The organism is Roseateles oligotrophus, assembly GCF_025717515.1.
Classification (GTDB): Bacteria; Pseudomonadota; Gammaproteobacteria; order Burkholderiales; family Burkholderiaceae_C; genus Paucibacter_A; species Paucibacter_A oligotrophus.
On record NZ_JAJIRN010000002.1, the window covers coordinates 514,617 to 530,098 of the forward strand.

The following is a 15,482-nucleotide window of genomic DNA, read 5'->3' on the forward strand; positions in this document are numbered from 1 at the left end:
ACGCTACCATGGCGGGCATGATCGATTGGCTTGATGACAATAACTTGGAATTCCCGCCCAGCGCGCAAGCCTTGGGTGCGGATTCGGATGCCCCCGGCCTGCTGGCCGCCGGCGGTGACCTGACACCGGCGCGGCTGCAAGCGGCTTATTCACGCGGCATTTTCCCCTGGTATGGGGCCGGCCAGCCGCCGCTTTGGTGGGCGCCCGACCCGCGCATGGTGCTGCAAACCAAGGACTTCAAACTCGCTCGCTCGCTACGCAAAACCGTCGCCCATTTCAGGCGCTCGGCCAATTGCGAGATCCGCGTTGACAGCGCCCTGCCCGAGGTGCTGAGCGCCTGCGCTGGCGCCCCGCGCGAGGGCCAAGCCGGCACCTGGATATTGCCCGAGATGCAGGCGGCCTATCTGGCCTGGGCCGCACCGTCGGAGGGCAAGCCGGGCGCGGTCCACAGCATCGAGACCTGGATGGACGGCGAGTTGGTCGGCGGACTCTACGGTGTGAATATCGGCCGCATGTTCTTCGGCGAGTCGATGTTCATGCGCCGCACGGATGCCTCCAAGATCGCGCTGGCCGCCCTGGTCTGCCTGTGCCGCAAGCATGGCATCACATGGATAGACTGCCAGCAAAATACCGGCCATCTGGCCTCGCTGGGCGCGGCGGAAGTGCCGCGCAAAGCGTTTGAGGCCCATGTGCATCTGGCGGTAACCGAGCCCGGCCCGAGTGACTGGTCCTATCATCCAGCGCTTTGGGCCTTGCTGGATCAAGACTAAATCCGAAGCCAAACGTGACACACCCGAAAGAGCTTCCGCTGGCCGAGTTGCAGTTTTATGCGACCGCCGCCTACCCTTGCAGTTACTTGCCCGACCGGCAGGCGCGCTCGCAGGTGGCCACGCCCAGCCATCTGATTCACGCTGATGCCTATTCGAAATTGGTGGCGGCGGGCTTTCGGCGCAGCGGCTTGTTCACCTACCGACCCTATTGCGACGGCTGCAAGGCCTGCGTGCCCATGCGTGTACCGGCGGCCGGCTTCTCGCCCACGCGCAGCCAGCGCCGTGCTTGGCATCAACACCGTAACTTGCAAGCCAAGGTGATGCGCCTGGGCTATAGCCAGGAGCATTACGAGCTCTATCTGCGCTACCAGACCGGCCGCCATTCGGGCGGCGGCATGGATCACGACAGCGTCGATCAGTACACCCAATTCCTGCTGCAAAGCCGCATCAACTCGCGCATGGTGGAGTTCCGCGAGCCGCAGGCCGATGGCAGCTTGGCGCTCAAGATGGTGTCTATTCTGGACATCCTCAGCGACGGCCTGTCCGCCGTCTACACCTTCTATGAGCCCGAGGCAAAGACCAGTTATGGCACCTACAACGTGCTCTGGCAGATTCAACAAACCCGCGATCTGCAGCTGACCCATCTGTATCTGGGCTACTGGATCGCCGAGAGCCCCAAGATGGCCTACAAGACCGACTTCAAGCCCTATCAGCTCTTGCGAGACGGGGTATGGGCGAGCGCCGAGGTTTGACTAAGCTTTAACTAGCTCCAGCCGCGCCAAGACCTCTTGCGCCAGCGCCAGACTGCTGGTCAGCCCAGGCGACTCTATTCCCAGCAGGTTGACCAGGCCCGGCAAGCCATGCTGGGCCGGGCCGTCGATGCGGAAATCCGGAGCCGGCTCTTGCGGGCCGTGGATCTTGGGCCGCACGCCGCTATAGGCCGGCTGCAAGGCGCCGTCCGGCAAGGCCGGCCAGTAGCGCCGCACATCGGCATAGAAAGCGTCGGCTCGGCCGGCATCAACCCGGTAATCGATCTGTTCCGGGCCGGCAAGGCCTTGCAGCCATTCGGCATCGGGGCCAAAACGGGCCTGCCCACCCAAGTCCAGGCTCAGATGCACGCCCAACCAGGCATCCTGCGGCAGTGGGTAGATCAGCCGGCTGAATGGCGCCTTGCCGGCCAGGGCGAAATAGCTGCCCTTGCTGTAAAAAGCGCAAGCCCGCCGCTCAGGCGGCAGACCGTCGGTTTCCTGCGTCAGCCCCGGCGCCCACAGGCCGGCCGCGTTGACGACAATGGCGGCTTGCAGTTCCATCTCGGTGCCATCGGCCAAGACCTGCAGCCGCCAACCCTCGGCGTGCTGCCGCAGCTTGCTGACGGTCGAACACAAGGCCAAGGCGCCGCCGGCCGACTCCAGATCGCCCAGCAGCGAGCGCATCAGGCCATGGCTGTCGATGATGCCGGTCATTGGTGACAACAGCGCAGCCACGCAAGTCAAGGCAGGCTCCAATGCCCTGGCCTGTGCGCCGTCGAGCCAGCTCAGATCGTTGACGCCATTACTCCGCGCTCGCGCCGCCAAGGCCTGCAAACCGCTCATTTGAGCGGCATCGGTGGCCACCACCAGCTTTCCGCAACGCCGCAGATCCACCTGCCGGGCTTCGCAATAGGCGTACAGCATGTCGCGGCCCTGCACGCACAGGCGCGCCTTCAGCGAGCCGGGCGGGTAATACAGCCCGGCGTGAATGACCTCGCTGCTGCGCGAGCTGACTCCGCTGCCGATGCGTTCGGCCCGCTCCAGCACCATGGTTTCAAGCCCACGCTGGGCCAAGGCCCGCGCGACCGCCAGCCCCACCACACCGGCCCCAATCACTACCGCATCGACTTTTTCGGCTATCTGTTCCATCGCATGATTGTGCGGTGCAAGACCCCTTTCCGCGTAAACACCTAGGCCGACACCGGGCAATCTGCGCACTATGTCGCGGCCTCGGACCTCCGCCAGTCCTAACGGCGAATCTGGCAGGTATTCAGACCGGTATTCCGGTGAACGCATCAACTTGAAACACTGAAACTCCGCTCCGAACAAGCCCTGCAGTCAAGGGCAATCAGCCAGCACGCCAAAAAAAATGCGGCATGGTCACGGGGAGCTCAGCAATACCAGTAGGAACAGGCCCGACGTCAATACAGGGCCGCGAGGGAAACCGATGTCTGCCTTTGCTAACGCCAGCAGTAAGCGCATCTTGATCGTCGACGACAGCCGGGCCATCCAGGCCATCATTCGCCGCACGCTTGAGTGCGAAGAGCTAGGCAGCTTGCTTTTCCAAACCGCCCATGACGGCGCCGAAGCACTCGACAAGGTGCAGTCCTTCAAGCCGGACCTGGTTTTGTCGGACTGGCATATGCCGGGTGTCTCGGGCATAGAGATGCTGCAAACACTCCGGCAAACCGGCCACGACGATATTGCCGTGGGTTTCATCACCACCGACACCGCGGCCGAATGCAGGACGCAAGCGCGCAGCAACGGCGCCTTGTTTGTGCTCAACAAGCCTTTTGACGACCGCACCCTGCGCAGCGCCGTGGCGCTGGGCCTGGGCCGCAGCTCCTTCGGGCCAAGCCCAGCCAGAACAACAGCATCGGCATCGGCTCCCGGCGAGAGCAGCGCCAAAGCCAGGCCGGGGCCGAACACCGAAACGCAAGCCATCGAATCCCTGGCGCTGACCCAGCAGGCGCTGTTTGCCCATCTGGGCATGCGTGGGTTTGACTTGACGCGCAGCGAGGGCCGGGGTCGCTTCATTGAAGACACACCGCAGCTGATCGCCCTTTACGGCAGCCACGGCCGCAGGGGCGCCTACGCAATCGGTTTGCTCGACCTATCGGCTTGCTGCTTGATAGGCGGGCTCGCAGCCGGTTGCAGCCCACAAGAAATCAAGACCAGTCGCGATCAAGGCAAGCCCAGCGCCAAACAGATCGAGCAGGCCTCCCGCTTCATGCGCGCGGTGGCGCCGCTGCTCAAAAAACGCTCCCCCAGCGACACCCCGAGCTTGAACGCCGCACGTCTGAGCAGCCAGCCGCCGGACAAACTCGTCGGCTTGATCGAAGCAAACTCGGGCCGTTCCGACTTCAATTTACGACTCAACAGCATGGGCGCCCATGGCGACGCCCGCCTCAGCTTCATGCTGACCTGAGCGAGCTCGCGACGGCCAAGCTGGCGCTCCACAACAGGCCAGGCTACCGACGCCAAGAGCCTAGCCGAGCCCAGCTTTCAAACCGGATTTCGACGGCACAATACCGGCACTTGGCACAGCATTTGCCCCTCACACCCAGCAGCATTTCCGAGAGATTTTGAGCATGCGTCGATCCCACGTTTTAAAGACCAGTTTGTTGATGCTCACCCTGACGCTTGGGGCCATCAGCATTGCGCGCGCCGATTTTGAATTGACCGACAAAAAAGGCCGCCGCGTGCTCTTGAAAGACAACGGTACCTGGCGCTTTATTGAGCCCAAAGATGGTGCCGCGTCGGCCCCGGAGGCGAAGGTCGAGCTCAACACCGACAACCTGATCGAGTTGCAGTTGCTGCGCCGCTTTGATGCGCCGGGCGGCTGCCGGTTTGACCTCAGTCTGGCCAACAACTTGCCGCATGAGGTCAAGAATCTGGTGCCCGACTTCATTGCGCTGCGCAGCAACGGGGCGGTCTACGGCAGCACCTTGAGCAGTTTTGCGGCGGTCAAGCCGGGTGAGTCGCGCAACCGCTCGATTCAGTTCGCCGGCATTGCCTGCACCGAAATCGCCAAGCTGCAAGTGACCGGCGCCGACCGCTGCGAAATGGGTGAGTTGAACAAGTTCACCGAGTCCAAAGGCAAGTGCCTGAGCACGATCAGGGTCTTGCCAAGTGACTTGTTGAAGTTCGAGAAGTAGGCCTCTTCGGTACGCTCGGGTGTGCGTCTAGCGCTGCCCTCCCCGACAAATTGATCGGAAAACGCAGATGAGCAAGATTGCATTAATCCGGCGTCCCAGCCCCCGGCTTGCCGAGGGCATCGTCACGCATATCGACCGTTCGCCGGTCGATTACCCACTGGCGCTTCGGCAATGGGAGGCCTACGTCGGGGCGTTGCAGGCTCACGGATGGAGCACGCATGAAGTAGCGGCCGCGCCGGACTGCCCCGACTCGGTCTTCGTCGAAGACACGCTGGTGGTGTACCGGGATGTGGCGCTGCTCGCCAACCCTGGGGCCGATGCACGCAAGCCGGAAGTGGCGGCCGCGGCCGATGCGGTCCGACGGCTTGGCTACCGGACGGTGGCGATCGAAGCCCCTGGCACGCTCGATGGTGGCGACGTACTGAAGGTCGGCAACACCATCTATGTCGGCCGCGGAGGCCGCACCAACGACGAAGGCATCGCCCAGTTGACGGCGGCATTCGGAGCCTTGGGCGCAAGCGTGGTGACGGTCCCGCTCAGCAAGGTCTTGCACCTCAAGTCGGCGGTGACGGCGCTGCCCGATGGCTCAATCATCGGTTGGGATGCCGGGCTTGATGACAGCGCGCTGTTCCCCAACTACCTGTCGATGCCGGAAGAAGCCGGCGCCCATGTCGTGCTGCTCGACGACAAGCGACTGCTGATGTCGACGGACGCACCGCGCAGTGCCGAGATCTTCCGCGCCCGCGGCTATGAGCCGGTGCTCGTCGACATTGGCGAGTACATCAAGCTTGAGGGCTGCGTGACCTGCCTGAGCGTGCGCCTGCGCGAAGCTCCGGTCTGAGACCAAGTGATACCAAGACCGGGGGGCAGGATGTCTAGAGCGCCATTGCCGGCCGCTGGGCCATCGCTAACCGCCAGCGTTGCAAATGGGGGTGAGCAAGCTCGGACGGTTTGAGTCGCAGCACGCGCGCGAAGTCCACCGTCACCACCGCACTGATGTCGGCAATGCTGAAATGATCGGCGGCGATGAAATCACGCCCGTCCAGGCGTTCGTTCAAAGTCGTGAAGAACTGTTGAACCCGCGCCAAGCCGCGCTCCGCCAACTCGGGAATTTGCGCATAGTCCACCGGCCCAGGCAGCGCCCGCTGGGCCATGGCCGGCGCGCTATTGCGCAGCGCCTCCGCGACCGCCATCAGCCCCTCGAACTCGATGCGCCAGTTCCAACTGGCGATCTCGGCCTTTTCCGCCGGCGAATTGCCCAGCAAGGGCGGCTGAGGAAAGCGCGCCTCCAGATAGGCGGCGATGGCCGCGTTGTCGGTCAACAGCAGCGCCTTGTCATCGTCATCATCGTTTTCAATGCGCAGCACCGGCACCGTGCATTGCGGATTCACCCGCCGGAACGCTTCGCTCAGCTGCTCGCCGCTGCGCAGATCAATCGCCAGCGTCCGATGCGCGACGCCCTTCTCGGCCAGCAGGATGCGGGCGCGGCGGGGGCTTGGCGCGGTGGCGCAGTCATACAAGGTGATCATCGTGCCGGCTTTCTGGGTGGTGCAGAGGGATTCAGGCTTGGCGCTTGCACGCAATACCCTGCCCGGCCTGCCGCGCCTGCCAGGCGCGCAAGTCTTGGCGGTATTGGTCCATCGCCAGGTCGTGCAAATCGAAGATGCAAGGCTCGCAACCATTGCCGCAACAGGCATCGAGGTCCGCAGCTTCGGGCGGCTGCGGCATGGGGTCGTTGTCGAGTGCGTCGCCTGCATTGAGAGGTAAATCCATGGAGCCAGATTGTCCACCAGCGCCAGCTGAAACGCCCGGCACAGGGTCTTGCCATTCGGGCCTGGGTAAATTTCATGCCGTCCTGGCTGATTTGATCCTACGCAAAGCGCGCTTGGTCGCAAGCCCCCTGCCAGGCCACGCCTGGACTTCTACATTGGGCCACCCAGTTCCGGTGGAGGCCCATGAACACCCCAAAGTTTTCCCTGTCGATGACGCTGCGCGATTGGCGTGCCGGTGAATTGCAGTTCCTGTTGATCGCGTTGACGCTGTCGGTCGCGGCGATCGCTTCGGTGAGTTTTTTTGTCGACCGCATCCGCGCCGGCATGAACCGCGATGCGGGCCAGATGCTGGCCGCCGACTTGCGCGTCGCCAGTGACACGCCGCTCGGCCAAGATTGGCAGGCCGCCGCCCTGCAGCGCGGCCTGCAGACGGCCGAAACGATTGAAACCCTCAGTGTGGCCATGGCCGGCCAAGGTATCGACACCCGCTCGCACCTGGTCGGGGTCAAGGCGGTCAGCGCCGGCTACCCGCTGCGCGGCGAGCTCCGTTTGAAGCTTGGGGAGTTCGCCGTGGCCGCGCAGGGCACGCCTTCAACGCCGCCACCGGGCAGCGCCTGGGTCGACGAGCTGGTATTGAGCGAGCTCAAGCTCAAGCTGGGTGAGCCGCTGCAACTCGGCGACAAGACCTTTCGGGTCACGCACATCATCAGCAGTGAGCCCGACAGCAGCGGCGCCATGCGCAGGTTCGCGCCCCGGGTGATGATTGCGCAGGCCGATCTGGCCGCCACCCAGTTGATCGGGCCGGCCTCGCTGGCGATCTACCGGCTCTTGCTGGCCGGTGCGCCCGCGTCGGTGGAGGCGTTCAAGACCGAGCTGCAAGCCAAGGCCGAGGCACGCAAGCTGAAGAACCTGCAAGTCGATTCGCTGGCCTCCAGCCGCGCGCAACTGGGCGCAGTGCTGCAGCGGGGTGAGCAATTTTTAGCCCTGGTGAGCCTGCTCTCGGCGCTGTTGGCCGCGGTGGCGGTGGCGATGGCGGCGCGCCGCTTCATGCTGCGTCACCTGAACGCGAGCGCGATGCTGCGCGTGCTGGGGCTGACGCAAAACCAGCTCGGTGCGGTCTTCTTTATCGAGTTCCTGCTGGTCTGTCTGCTCGGCAGCGCGGCCGGCGTGGCCATCGGTTACGCCGGCCATTTCGTGTTGTTGGAATGGCTGGGAAACCTGCTCGGCAAGGAGCTGCCTGCTGCAAGCTGGTTGCCGGCCTTGCAATGTCTGGCCAGCGGCCTGGTCTTGCTGCTGGGTTTTGCGCTACCGCCCTTGCTGCAGTTGCGCCATGTGCCGCTGGTCAGCGTCATGCGCCAAGAACCGCTGCCGATGAAGGGTTTGACCCTGGCCAGCTACGGCCTGGGCCTGCTGGCCTTTGTCGGCCTGCTGCTGTGGCAGACCGGTGATGTGCGCCTGGCCGGCTTGAGCGTAGTCGGCTTCCTGCTCGGCTTTGCGCTTTTCGCTGCTGCTGCGGTCGTGAGCCTGCGGGCGCTCAAGCTGACAGCGGGGGCCTTCCCCACCCTGCCCACTTGGCGCTTCGCCGTCACCGCGCTGCAACGCCGACCGGCCGCCACCGTGACCCAGATCGTCGCCTTGTCCATCGGATTGATGGCCTTGCTGCTCTTGACCCTGGTGCGCAATGACTTGATGAAGTCCTGGCAAGACAGCGCGCCGGCCGACGCCCCCAACCATGTGATCTTCAACATCATGCCGCAGCAAGCCGCCGTGATCGGCGCCCGCTTGGCCAAGTTTGGCGCGCCCGAAATGCAAAGCCAGATGCGCGGCCACTTGGCGCAAATCAACGGCAAAAATGTCGCCGACATCAAGTTCAGCGACGCCAAGGCACAGGCGCTGGCCGAGCGGGAGTTCGAGCTGTCCGACACCGACCGACTGCCGCCGAAAAGCAAAATCACGGCCGGTCGCTGGCACAAGCAGCAGCAGCACCAGCAGCAGCGAGGCCCCAATGAGTCGAGCAAGGCCGAGGTATCGGTCGACGCGCAAGTCGCCAAGCGGCTGGGGCTGAAACTGGGTGACCGCCTGAGCTTTGCCTTGGCCGGCCAGACCTACAGCGCCAGCATCACCAGCCTGCGCAGTGACGAAGTGCAGCTCCAGCGCCTGAGCTTCAGCTTTTTGCTCAAGCCCGACAGCAGCGTCGATCTGCCGCGCACCTATCTGACGAACTTCTTCTTGCCGGCCGGCGAGCAGCGGCTGATCACCGAGCTGCTGCACGATTTCCCCAATCTCAGCGTGCTCGACTTTGGCACCCTGCTCCAACAAGCGCGCGAGATGCTGGATCAGGTCGCGATGGCGGTGGAGTTCTTGTTTGCCTTCACGCTGGCCGCCGGCGTGGCGGTGCTGTACGCGGCGCTGGCCGGCTCGCAAGACCTGCGCATGCAAGAAGCGGCGCTGCTGCGAACCCTGGGTGCCACGCGCCAGCAGCTGCGCAGCGCACAGTGGCTCGAATACCTGCTGATGGGCGGCCTGGCCGGCCTGCTCGCCGCGAGCGGCGCAGCGGCCATCAGCTGGGCGCTGGCCAAGTTTGTCTTCCACCTCGCATGGAGCCTTTCGCCGCAGCTCTGGCTGGCCGGCCTGGCCCTGGGCGCCGTTTGCGCGGTGCTGGGCGGCTGGCTGGGCCTGCGCAAGATCCTCACACAAGCACCACTGCTCAGCTTGCGTGGCGTCTAGGCCATAACTCCTTACCTACAGACCCTCAACATGAACAACTCGAACACAGATTCTCAGCCGGCAACAGCGCAGCCTGCGGCCATCAGCGTCAAAAACCTGGGCAAACAAGTCCCCGATGCCGGTGGCGCGCTGACGATTCTGCAAGACATCTCATTCACGGTGCAGCAAGGCGAAACATTGGCCTTGCTCGGGGCGTCGGGCTCCGGCAAGTCCACCTTGCTGGGCCTGCTGGCCGGCCTGGACAGCCCCAGCCAAGGCAGCGTCTGGCTGGAGGGTCAGGACATCTTTGCCTTGGATGAAGACGGCCGCGCAATTTTGCGCAAGCACAAGCTCGGCTTCGTGTTTCAGTCTTTCCAGCTCTTGCCCCATCTCAACGCGCTGGAAAACGTGTCGCTGCCGCTGGAGCTGCGCGGCGACAAGTTGGCCGGCGAGAAGGCGCGCGCGATGCTGGACCGGGTGGGTCTGGCTACCCGCCTGCGCCACTACCCCAAATACCTGTCGGGCGGTGAGCAGCAACGGGTTGCGCTGGCGCGCGCTTTTGTCACCGCGCCGGCGCTGTTGATGGCCGATGAGCCGACCGGCAGTCTGGACGCAGCCACCGGCGCGGCCGTGATGCAATTGATGTTCGACCTGACCCGCGAGCATCGCTCGACCCTGGTGATGGTCACGCATGATCAGGGGCTGGCGGCGCGCTGCGGACGCCAGATCAGCTTGTCCGCGGGCAGGATGTTGGAGCAGCCAGTCTGCGCATAAGGACGCACTTGAGGCCGCACTCACATCTGCTTGAACAGATGCGTATAGCTCTCTGCCACCAGCAGCGACTCGGGCCGATCTTTTAACTTCAATTGCAAGCGCCCGCGAAAGTCTCGGCTGGCGCCGGCGATGGCCGCGACATTGACCAGCGTCGAGCGATGGATTTGCCAGAACTGATGGGCATCGAGTTCCTCCGCCAGCTCTTTGAGCGGCTTGCGAATCAAGGCCTCGGCGTCGCGTGTCACCACGCGGGTGTATTTGGTGTCGGCCTGAAAATACAAAGTCTCGTCAACGGTCAGCAGGCGCAAGGTCTGCCCGACCGAGGCATTGATCCAGCGCAGCGGCGCACGCTGTTGCGGACTCGGCGGCGCTTCAAGCGGGCTGGGCGCCAGCTTTTTCAGCACCTGATCCAACTCTACGGGCGGCCCTTGCCAAGAGCGCCGACATGGCAAGACCAAAGGCCGCGGTGAAGTTCTCATCGACGGCAGAGCTGGCGCAGCCCTGCACCGGCGGCGTGCCGGCAAACTGGCCGAACTGCTCATGAAAGCGCCCGCTCAGCGCCGGCGCAAACGCGATCAACCGCGCCTCATGACGCCCTCCCGCTCTGATCTCGTTGACCATGTTCACTGCATCAAGCGCGGGATCACAAACACCCTGCCTGCCGCATAGTCAACCTCACCGGCCGGCGTCACCAACCGCTTATGGCCCGCCATCACCCAGCCGACCAGATCGCCGCGCATCTTCACCTTGCGAACACCATGGGGCACAGCAGTGGAGATGGTTTAGGCGCGGGTGTCGGTAAAGGGTGCGGCGGCAACTTGCAGGCAGGGAAGGCGAGCTTTCAGTTGCTAACCAAAGGGAAAAAATGATCTAGGGCTGATCAGTCAGCGCTTCAATGGTTGTCACGAGATCACGAATTTTGAACGGCTTGATCAGTATTCGGCGGGGACCCAAGGCCTTGAGGCGAAGGGCCAGATCCGTGCCGCAAAACCCGGTGGTGATCGCCACCGGCATGTTCTCGGGACTTCTGAACTTGCCTGTGCGTAGTTTTTGGATTAGCGCGAGCGCTTCTTCTTCATCATCCAACGCGGCAATCAAGCCAACAAAGGCTTGGTGTTCCATGAAGTGGTGAGCGCTACGGGCATTGCTGACCAGCCTCAAGGTGTGCAAGCCCAACTGCCGCGCCGTCGACACGATGATGTTGCCGACCATGGCGCTGTGCTCAATGATCAATATCTCAGGGCTATTGACGCCGCCACGTGGCTTTTCCTGGCCAGTCATGGCTGCGCCGACTTGATCAACAATTGCTCAAGCACCAAGTCTCTCAGCGTGCCCAGAATCGCCAAAGCAACCCTGTCCATCTCCCTTGGCTTGAAGTCAAAAAGGCACAGCGTGCCCACGTTCTCTCCGCTCGGGAGTTTCAAGGGTGCCCCGGCGTAAAAACGGACATGCGGCTCTTGCGCCACGTTAGGGTTGTCTGCAAAACGCGCGTCCAGCAAGGCATCTGGAATGATGAAAGGTTCATCGCTCATGATGGCGTGGCCACAAAAGGAAATATCGCGGGGCGCTTCGCAGATATCCAGTCCGCAATGGGACTTGAACCAAGTTCGTTCCGAATCAACCAGCGACACGACGGCAATCGGCACATCGAACTCATCGGCAGCAAAGGCGGCGATGCGATCAAAACGCTCCTCTAGCGGCGTATCCAGAATCAACAACTGGCGCAAGGCGTTCAGCCTATCGTCTTCATTCGCGGGAGTCGGGGCAGTGATCATGGTGTTCTCATGGTGCAGGCTGCTTGACATGGACATCAAGCCATGGCTTGAGCGACTGTAGATGATCTTCGAGTGGGGAGCGGGCAGGCTTTGAATCCGCTCCCTATGATTTTTCAGCCTGCGGGCCTGGCATCTCCGCCGCTTCGTGCAGCAAATACACCGCCAAGCAACTCAGGCAAGCGTTCCACCCCCATCCTGAAACCACAAGCCTGTGCATGCCCACCTCCGCCCATGCTTTCGGCCAGCACAATGCAATCAAAGTTGCGCTGTGAGCGCAGCCCACATTTCACCGCCCCGCCCTGCCCGGCGCTCCACATCAAGGCAAAGGTGCCGGACTTGGCCGACAGCAGATCTCCGACGAGGCTGTGGAACATGCCCGGCGCATTGACCATCAAACCCTCGACGCCATTGAATGTGAGCGGCTGAGCGCCCTCCGCCAAGTCGGCGCACAGCTTGCGATATTTTTCGTCCATCGCCGCGCCACGGGCCATGAAGTTGGCGACCTGATCGGTGCCAAAGTTCGCGATTTCTTGCCAGCGAACAAACTCCTTGGCCTCCATGTCCAGCGCCGACAGGAAAGCGCCACTCTCTGCGTATTGCCAGGCCCAGATGTCCCGGTCTTCGATGAAACGCACCAGATCGGGCAAGGGCTGTTCGGGCTGAAAGAACTCCCAGGCAAGCCGCGCGCCGGACTTGCTCATGTCGAAGTGCACCACCCCGCAGCGGCAATTGAAGCCCGACAGCTTTTCGGCCGCGCTCTTGTGGTGATCCAGCAGCACCAACTTGGCAGCGGATTCTTCAATGCCTCGCAAAATTTCTGCCGGAAACGAGAAGTCGAGGATATAGACCGCACGGCCAGCCACAGGCGGCAAGTCGGCCAAAGCCTGAACTTGGCCATGATCCAGCCCGATGAATTCGGCCTGCCCCTGGTAGAAGATCCAGGCTGCGAGTGCCGCAGCAAAGCCGTCGGAGCAGCCTTTGCCGTGATAAAGAATCAGCGGCTGCGGGTCATTCGGAGAAGGGGCAAACAGCAATTGCAAAGGGAGGATAGGTTTCACAATCAGACTTGAGTTGGGTGACCTTGCATCGTAGCCGTCCGCCCAAGCTGTCTTGAAAAAAACCTCGATCTTCAGCTAGCCGGGCGGCAAGTCATGTCCGACTATTTCTACGCTAGCCGCTTATCGGTCCTGCTTGCGACGCCCGGCCACAAAGAAGCCGATCGCGCCCAGACCCGCCAGCAGCAGCGCATAGGTGCTGGGCTCCGGTACCGCGCTGGTCAGGCGGATCTTCAGGAACTCGGTATTGTCCGAACCCAGATCACGGCCACCGACGCCGGGGTAGTTGTTGTCATTCGCCACCAGCAAGGTGTTCTCATCCAGCACCAACACGCTTTCGATCGTCACGAAGGGGAAGGTGAAGGTGGCTTTGCCGTCGCCGTTGAGGTCATCCGGGTCGGCGATATTCATCAGGTCGACCGCCTCCGACTTGGCCACATAGCCTTCAGCGTCGAGCTTGTTGATGTCGATGCGGAAGATCTTCTTGAAGGGCGTACCCGAAGCCGAAGTGGCGGTCACGCCGTTGCGCTCGATGATCAGAAATTCATGGTCATTGAGGGCGGTCATGTCGCCGATATTGGTGCCGGCCACGTCGAGCTTGTACTTCCACTGCTGGCCGGTATAGGCCTCGGCGTCGATGCTGAACTCATTGATGCGCAGCGTCTTGCGGCTGGCGTCGTCGCCGGCGACCGTGCCTTCCAGCAGCGTGAACAGCTTGTCGCCGGCGCGGTTGATGGCCATGCCCTCAAAGCCGTTGGATCCGTTCAAGTTGGCCGTGCCGCCATTCAAATAAGGGTTTTGTGGCGACATCACGCCGGGCAAGCCGACCTCACCGCGCAGCACCTTGCCGCTGGCATCGGCCTTGACCAAAAAGGGCCCAAACTCATCGCCGAACCACAAATTGCCATTCTTGTCTTTGCGCACCGACTCAATATCGAAATCGGCGCCGGTCAGCAAGCGGCCCGAACGGATGCTGGCATCGACGAGCGGATTGGCGGCGTTGTTGTAGTAATTGGTGTAATCGGCCTGGATCGCAAAACCGATCTTTTTGTCCGGATCGGCCAGGTTGATGTAGCTGCCGGCATTGAAGCCAGACATCACCGCGCCGCTGTTGTAGTTGGCGGCCTTGACCGTGCCGCTGCCACCGATGGCGGTCTTGAAATCAGGCGTCACCGCGTACATGCGCAGCAAGGCATCGGCCGAGTTGCCCTTGGTGCCGAAGCCGTTATCGGGCATGAACAAATAGCTGCCGGCGACCGGGCCATTCAACACGGCCGAGAAGCCTTGCACCGATTGCTTGTTCAACAACGGCAAGGCATTGCCGCCCGCACCGTTGGCGAATTGGCCGGTTGTCGGACCTTCAGAAAAGGTATTGGCGGGCATCAACGCCCAGCCTTCCAGCGTGGCGCCGGCAGCGAACGCCGGGGCGGCAAGTGCCAAGCCGCTGGCGACCGCGATCAAGCGCAGCACGGCTGGCTTGGCCTTGTTCTTCAAATTTGACTTGTTCATCATGTTTACTACTCCCAATGCGCAGAAAGTCCGCGCTTCGGGGTGGCATTCTTGGCGCTCGCGGTGATGCGGTGATGACATCGAATGCGGGTTCCTAGGCCAAATGGATCACTCGCTGTTGCGCCATGGCGCCATGCGCCAAGCCATTTCAGCGGCCCGCGACAATCATGCCGACGCCCTCGCCATCTTGCGGCTTGCCTTGTGATCTCATCCATGGTGATCGGCAATTGCTGGATTTCCTCGCCGCCCTGATGGCTGATCGCAAAGACCCGCCCGACCAGAATCCTAAAAAACATCAAGACCTGGTGAGAATGCCAGCGCTTTGACCCTTGGCCCTCTGCCCATTCGCTAGACTTCGTCCATGCCCTATTCCACCCAGCCAATATCAAGGCCGCTCAGCCCGCGCAGAGCGGCCAAACTTTGTTTGGCGCTTCTTTGCTTGAGCTTGTTTGCCACCCTGCTGGCGGCCGGCACTCAAGCACAAGCTCAAACTCCGGCCCCTGCCGCTCAATGGGCTGCGCCTGCTACTGGCTTGCCGCTGCGCATCTTGCTCAACGATGTAGCGCCTTACACACTGCACGGTGAGGCGGGCCGGCCCGGCATGCACCATGAAATCATGCTGGCCCTGGCACGCGAAGCCGCGCTGCCCGTAACAATCGGCTCCGCCGTCTATGTGCGTTTGGCCTTGAGTCTGAAGGACGGCAGCGCCGACCTTGTGCTTGGCGTTGAAGGCCCCGAGCTGGATTCGATCGCGCAACGCGTCGCCGCCATTCACGCCTTCAAATTCGTCGTTTTGACGAAAAAGAGCTCTGGCATCCAGAACGCCGCCCAGCTCAAGGGCAAGCTCCTGGGCGTGGCGCGCGGCGCCTTCTATGACGACAGCATCAACAAGGATGAGAGCATCCGCAAGTTCGGCGTCGCCGACCCCTTTCAAGGTGTGCGCATGCTGGCGCTGGACCGCCTCGACGCGGTGATTTCGTCCGACTACCTGCTCAGTTATGCGTTGAAACAATCCGGCGTCGACGCAACCCAGTTCGCCGGCCCGTTTGCCGTCAATGAAAAGAGTTACGTGCTTTACGCCAGCAAGAGTGTCAGCGGCGAGTCGATAAGGCGGCTGCAAGCTGCCATGGAGGCGCTGCAAAAGGCCGGCCAGATCGAGCGGATCCTACGCAGCTATCAATGAAGTCAGATCATGGTTGTTGGCGCCGAAGGAA

The 15,482-nt window shown here is 62.4% G+C and carries 18 protein-coding genes; 8 read left to right on the plus strand and 10 right to left on the minus strand.

What is annotated here, in order from left to right:
• The first annotated feature begins 8 nt into the window (after positions 1-8).
• A complete protein-coding gene (aat, locus tag LNV07_RS05550) occupies positions 9-770 on the plus strand; it encodes a leucyl/phenylalanyl-tRNA--protein transferase (protein WP_397545524.1) in 762 nt (253 codons plus the stop codon).
• A 14-nt stretch (positions 771-784) separates the two neighbouring features.
• Positions 785-1,522, plus strand: a complete 738-nt coding sequence (locus LNV07_RS05555) for an arginyltransferase (RefSeq protein ID WP_263570172.1) — start codon at positions 785-787, stop codon at positions 1,520-1,522.
• Here LNV07_RS05555 and LNV07_RS05560 read toward each other — a convergent pair whose 3' ends face one another.
• Positions 1,523-2,668, minus strand: coding sequence for an NAD(P)/FAD-dependent oxidoreductase (locus tag LNV07_RS05560; RefSeq protein ID WP_397545525.1), 1,146 nt, complete (start codon positions 2,666-2,668; stop codon positions 1,523-1,525).
• A gap of 298 nt (positions 2,669-2,966) precedes the next feature.
• On the opposite strand from LNV07_RS05560, the gene LNV07_RS05565 reads away from it, so the two are divergent.
• The 3 genes from LNV07_RS05565 to ddaH all read left to right on the plus strand — a co-directional run bounded on the left by LNV07_RS05565 (position 2,967) and on the right by ddaH (position 5,518).
• On the plus strand, positions 2,967-3,947 hold the full coding sequence (locus tag LNV07_RS05565; protein WP_263570173.1) for a response regulator: 981 nt from the start codon (positions 2,967-2,969) through the stop codon (positions 3,945-3,947).
• Between the two features lie 163 nt (positions 3,948-4,110).
• Entirely contained in the window at positions 4,111-4,677 is a 567-nt protein-coding gene (locus LNV07_RS05570) for a hypothetical protein (protein WP_263570174.1), read from the plus strand.
• A gap of 67 nt (positions 4,678-4,744) precedes the next feature.
• Complete coding sequence (ddaH, locus tag LNV07_RS05575) at positions 4,745-5,518, plus strand: dimethylargininase (RefSeq protein ID WP_263570175.1); 774 nt, start codon at positions 4,745-4,747, stop codon at positions 5,516-5,518.
• A 34-nt stretch (positions 5,519-5,552) separates the two neighbouring features.
• Here the strand turns inward: ddaH and LNV07_RS05580 are convergent, their stop codons facing one another.
• Together LNV07_RS05580 and LNV07_RS05585 are read right to left on the minus strand one after the other, a co-directional pair.
• Positions 5,553-6,206, minus strand: a complete 654-nt coding sequence (locus LNV07_RS05580; protein WP_263570176.1) for a glutathione S-transferase family protein — start codon at positions 6,204-6,206, stop codon at positions 5,553-5,555.
• A gap of 31 nt (positions 6,207-6,237) precedes the next feature.
• The gene (locus tag LNV07_RS05585) at positions 6,238-6,450 is read right to left on the minus strand and encodes an oxidoreductase-like domain-containing protein (RefSeq protein WP_263570177.1); all 213 of its coding nucleotides are present in this window, start codon (positions 6,448-6,450) and stop codon (positions 6,238-6,240) included.
• 182 nt (positions 6,451-6,632) lie between these two features.
• Between LNV07_RS05585 and LNV07_RS05590 the strand changes: the two genes are divergently transcribed.
• A complete protein-coding gene (locus LNV07_RS05590; protein ID WP_263570178.1) occupies positions 6,633-9,176 on the plus strand; it encodes an ABC transporter permease in 2,544 nt (847 codons plus the stop codon).
• Between the two features lie 30 nt (positions 9,177-9,206).
• Entirely contained in the window at positions 9,207-9,929 is a 723-nt protein-coding gene (locus LNV07_RS05595; RefSeq protein WP_263570179.1) for an ABC transporter ATP-binding protein, read from the plus strand.
• Between the two features lie 20 nt (positions 9,930-9,949).
• Here LNV07_RS05595 and LNV07_RS05600 read toward each other — a convergent pair whose 3' ends face one another.
• From LNV07_RS05600 to LNV07_RS05630, 7 genes are all read right to left on the minus strand, one after another.
• Complete coding sequence (locus LNV07_RS05600; RefSeq protein ID WP_263570180.1) at positions 9,950-10,333, minus strand: LytR/AlgR family response regulator transcription factor; 384 nt, start codon at positions 10,331-10,333, stop codon at positions 9,950-9,952.
• The gene (locus LNV07_RS05605) at positions 10,302-10,550 is read right to left on the minus strand and encodes a hypothetical protein (RefSeq protein WP_263570181.1); all 249 of its coding nucleotides are present in this window, start codon (positions 10,548-10,550) and stop codon (positions 10,302-10,304) included. The genes LNV07_RS05600 and LNV07_RS05605 overlap by 32 nt, the downstream gene beginning before the upstream one ends.
• 2 nt (positions 10,551-10,552) lie before the next feature.
• Positions 10,553-10,696, minus strand: coding sequence for a hypothetical protein (locus LNV07_RS05610; RefSeq protein WP_263570182.1), 144 nt, complete (start codon positions 10,694-10,696; stop codon positions 10,553-10,555).
• Between the two features lie 103 nt (positions 10,697-10,799).
• Positions 10,800-11,210 (minus strand): DNA-binding transcriptional response regulator, encoded by a 411-nt coding sequence (locus LNV07_RS05615; RefSeq protein WP_263570183.1) that lies wholly within the window; start codon positions 11,208-11,210, stop codon positions 10,800-10,802.
• Complete coding sequence (locus LNV07_RS05620) at positions 11,207-11,704, minus strand: GAF domain-containing protein (RefSeq protein ID WP_263570184.1); 498 nt, start codon at positions 11,702-11,704, stop codon at positions 11,207-11,209. Before LNV07_RS05620 ends, LNV07_RS05615 begins: the two co-directional genes overlap by 4 nt.
• Before the next feature lie 113 nt (positions 11,705-11,817).
• Entirely contained in the window at positions 11,818-12,768 is a 951-nt protein-coding gene (locus LNV07_RS05625; RefSeq protein ID WP_263570291.1) for a DHH family phosphoesterase, read from the minus strand.
• 114 nt (positions 12,769-12,882) lie between these two features.
• Complete coding sequence (locus LNV07_RS05630; protein ID WP_263570185.1) at positions 12,883-14,271, minus strand: esterase-like activity of phytase family protein; 1,389 nt, start codon at positions 14,269-14,271, stop codon at positions 12,883-12,885.
• A 436-nt stretch (positions 14,272-14,707) separates the two neighbouring features.
• Between LNV07_RS05630 and LNV07_RS05635 the strand changes: the two genes are divergently transcribed.
• On the plus strand, positions 14,708-15,451 hold the full coding sequence (locus LNV07_RS05635) for a substrate-binding periplasmic protein (protein ID WP_263570186.1): 744 nt from the start codon (positions 14,708-14,710) through the stop codon (positions 15,449-15,451).
• Positions 15,452-15,482: the final 31 nt, after the last annotated feature.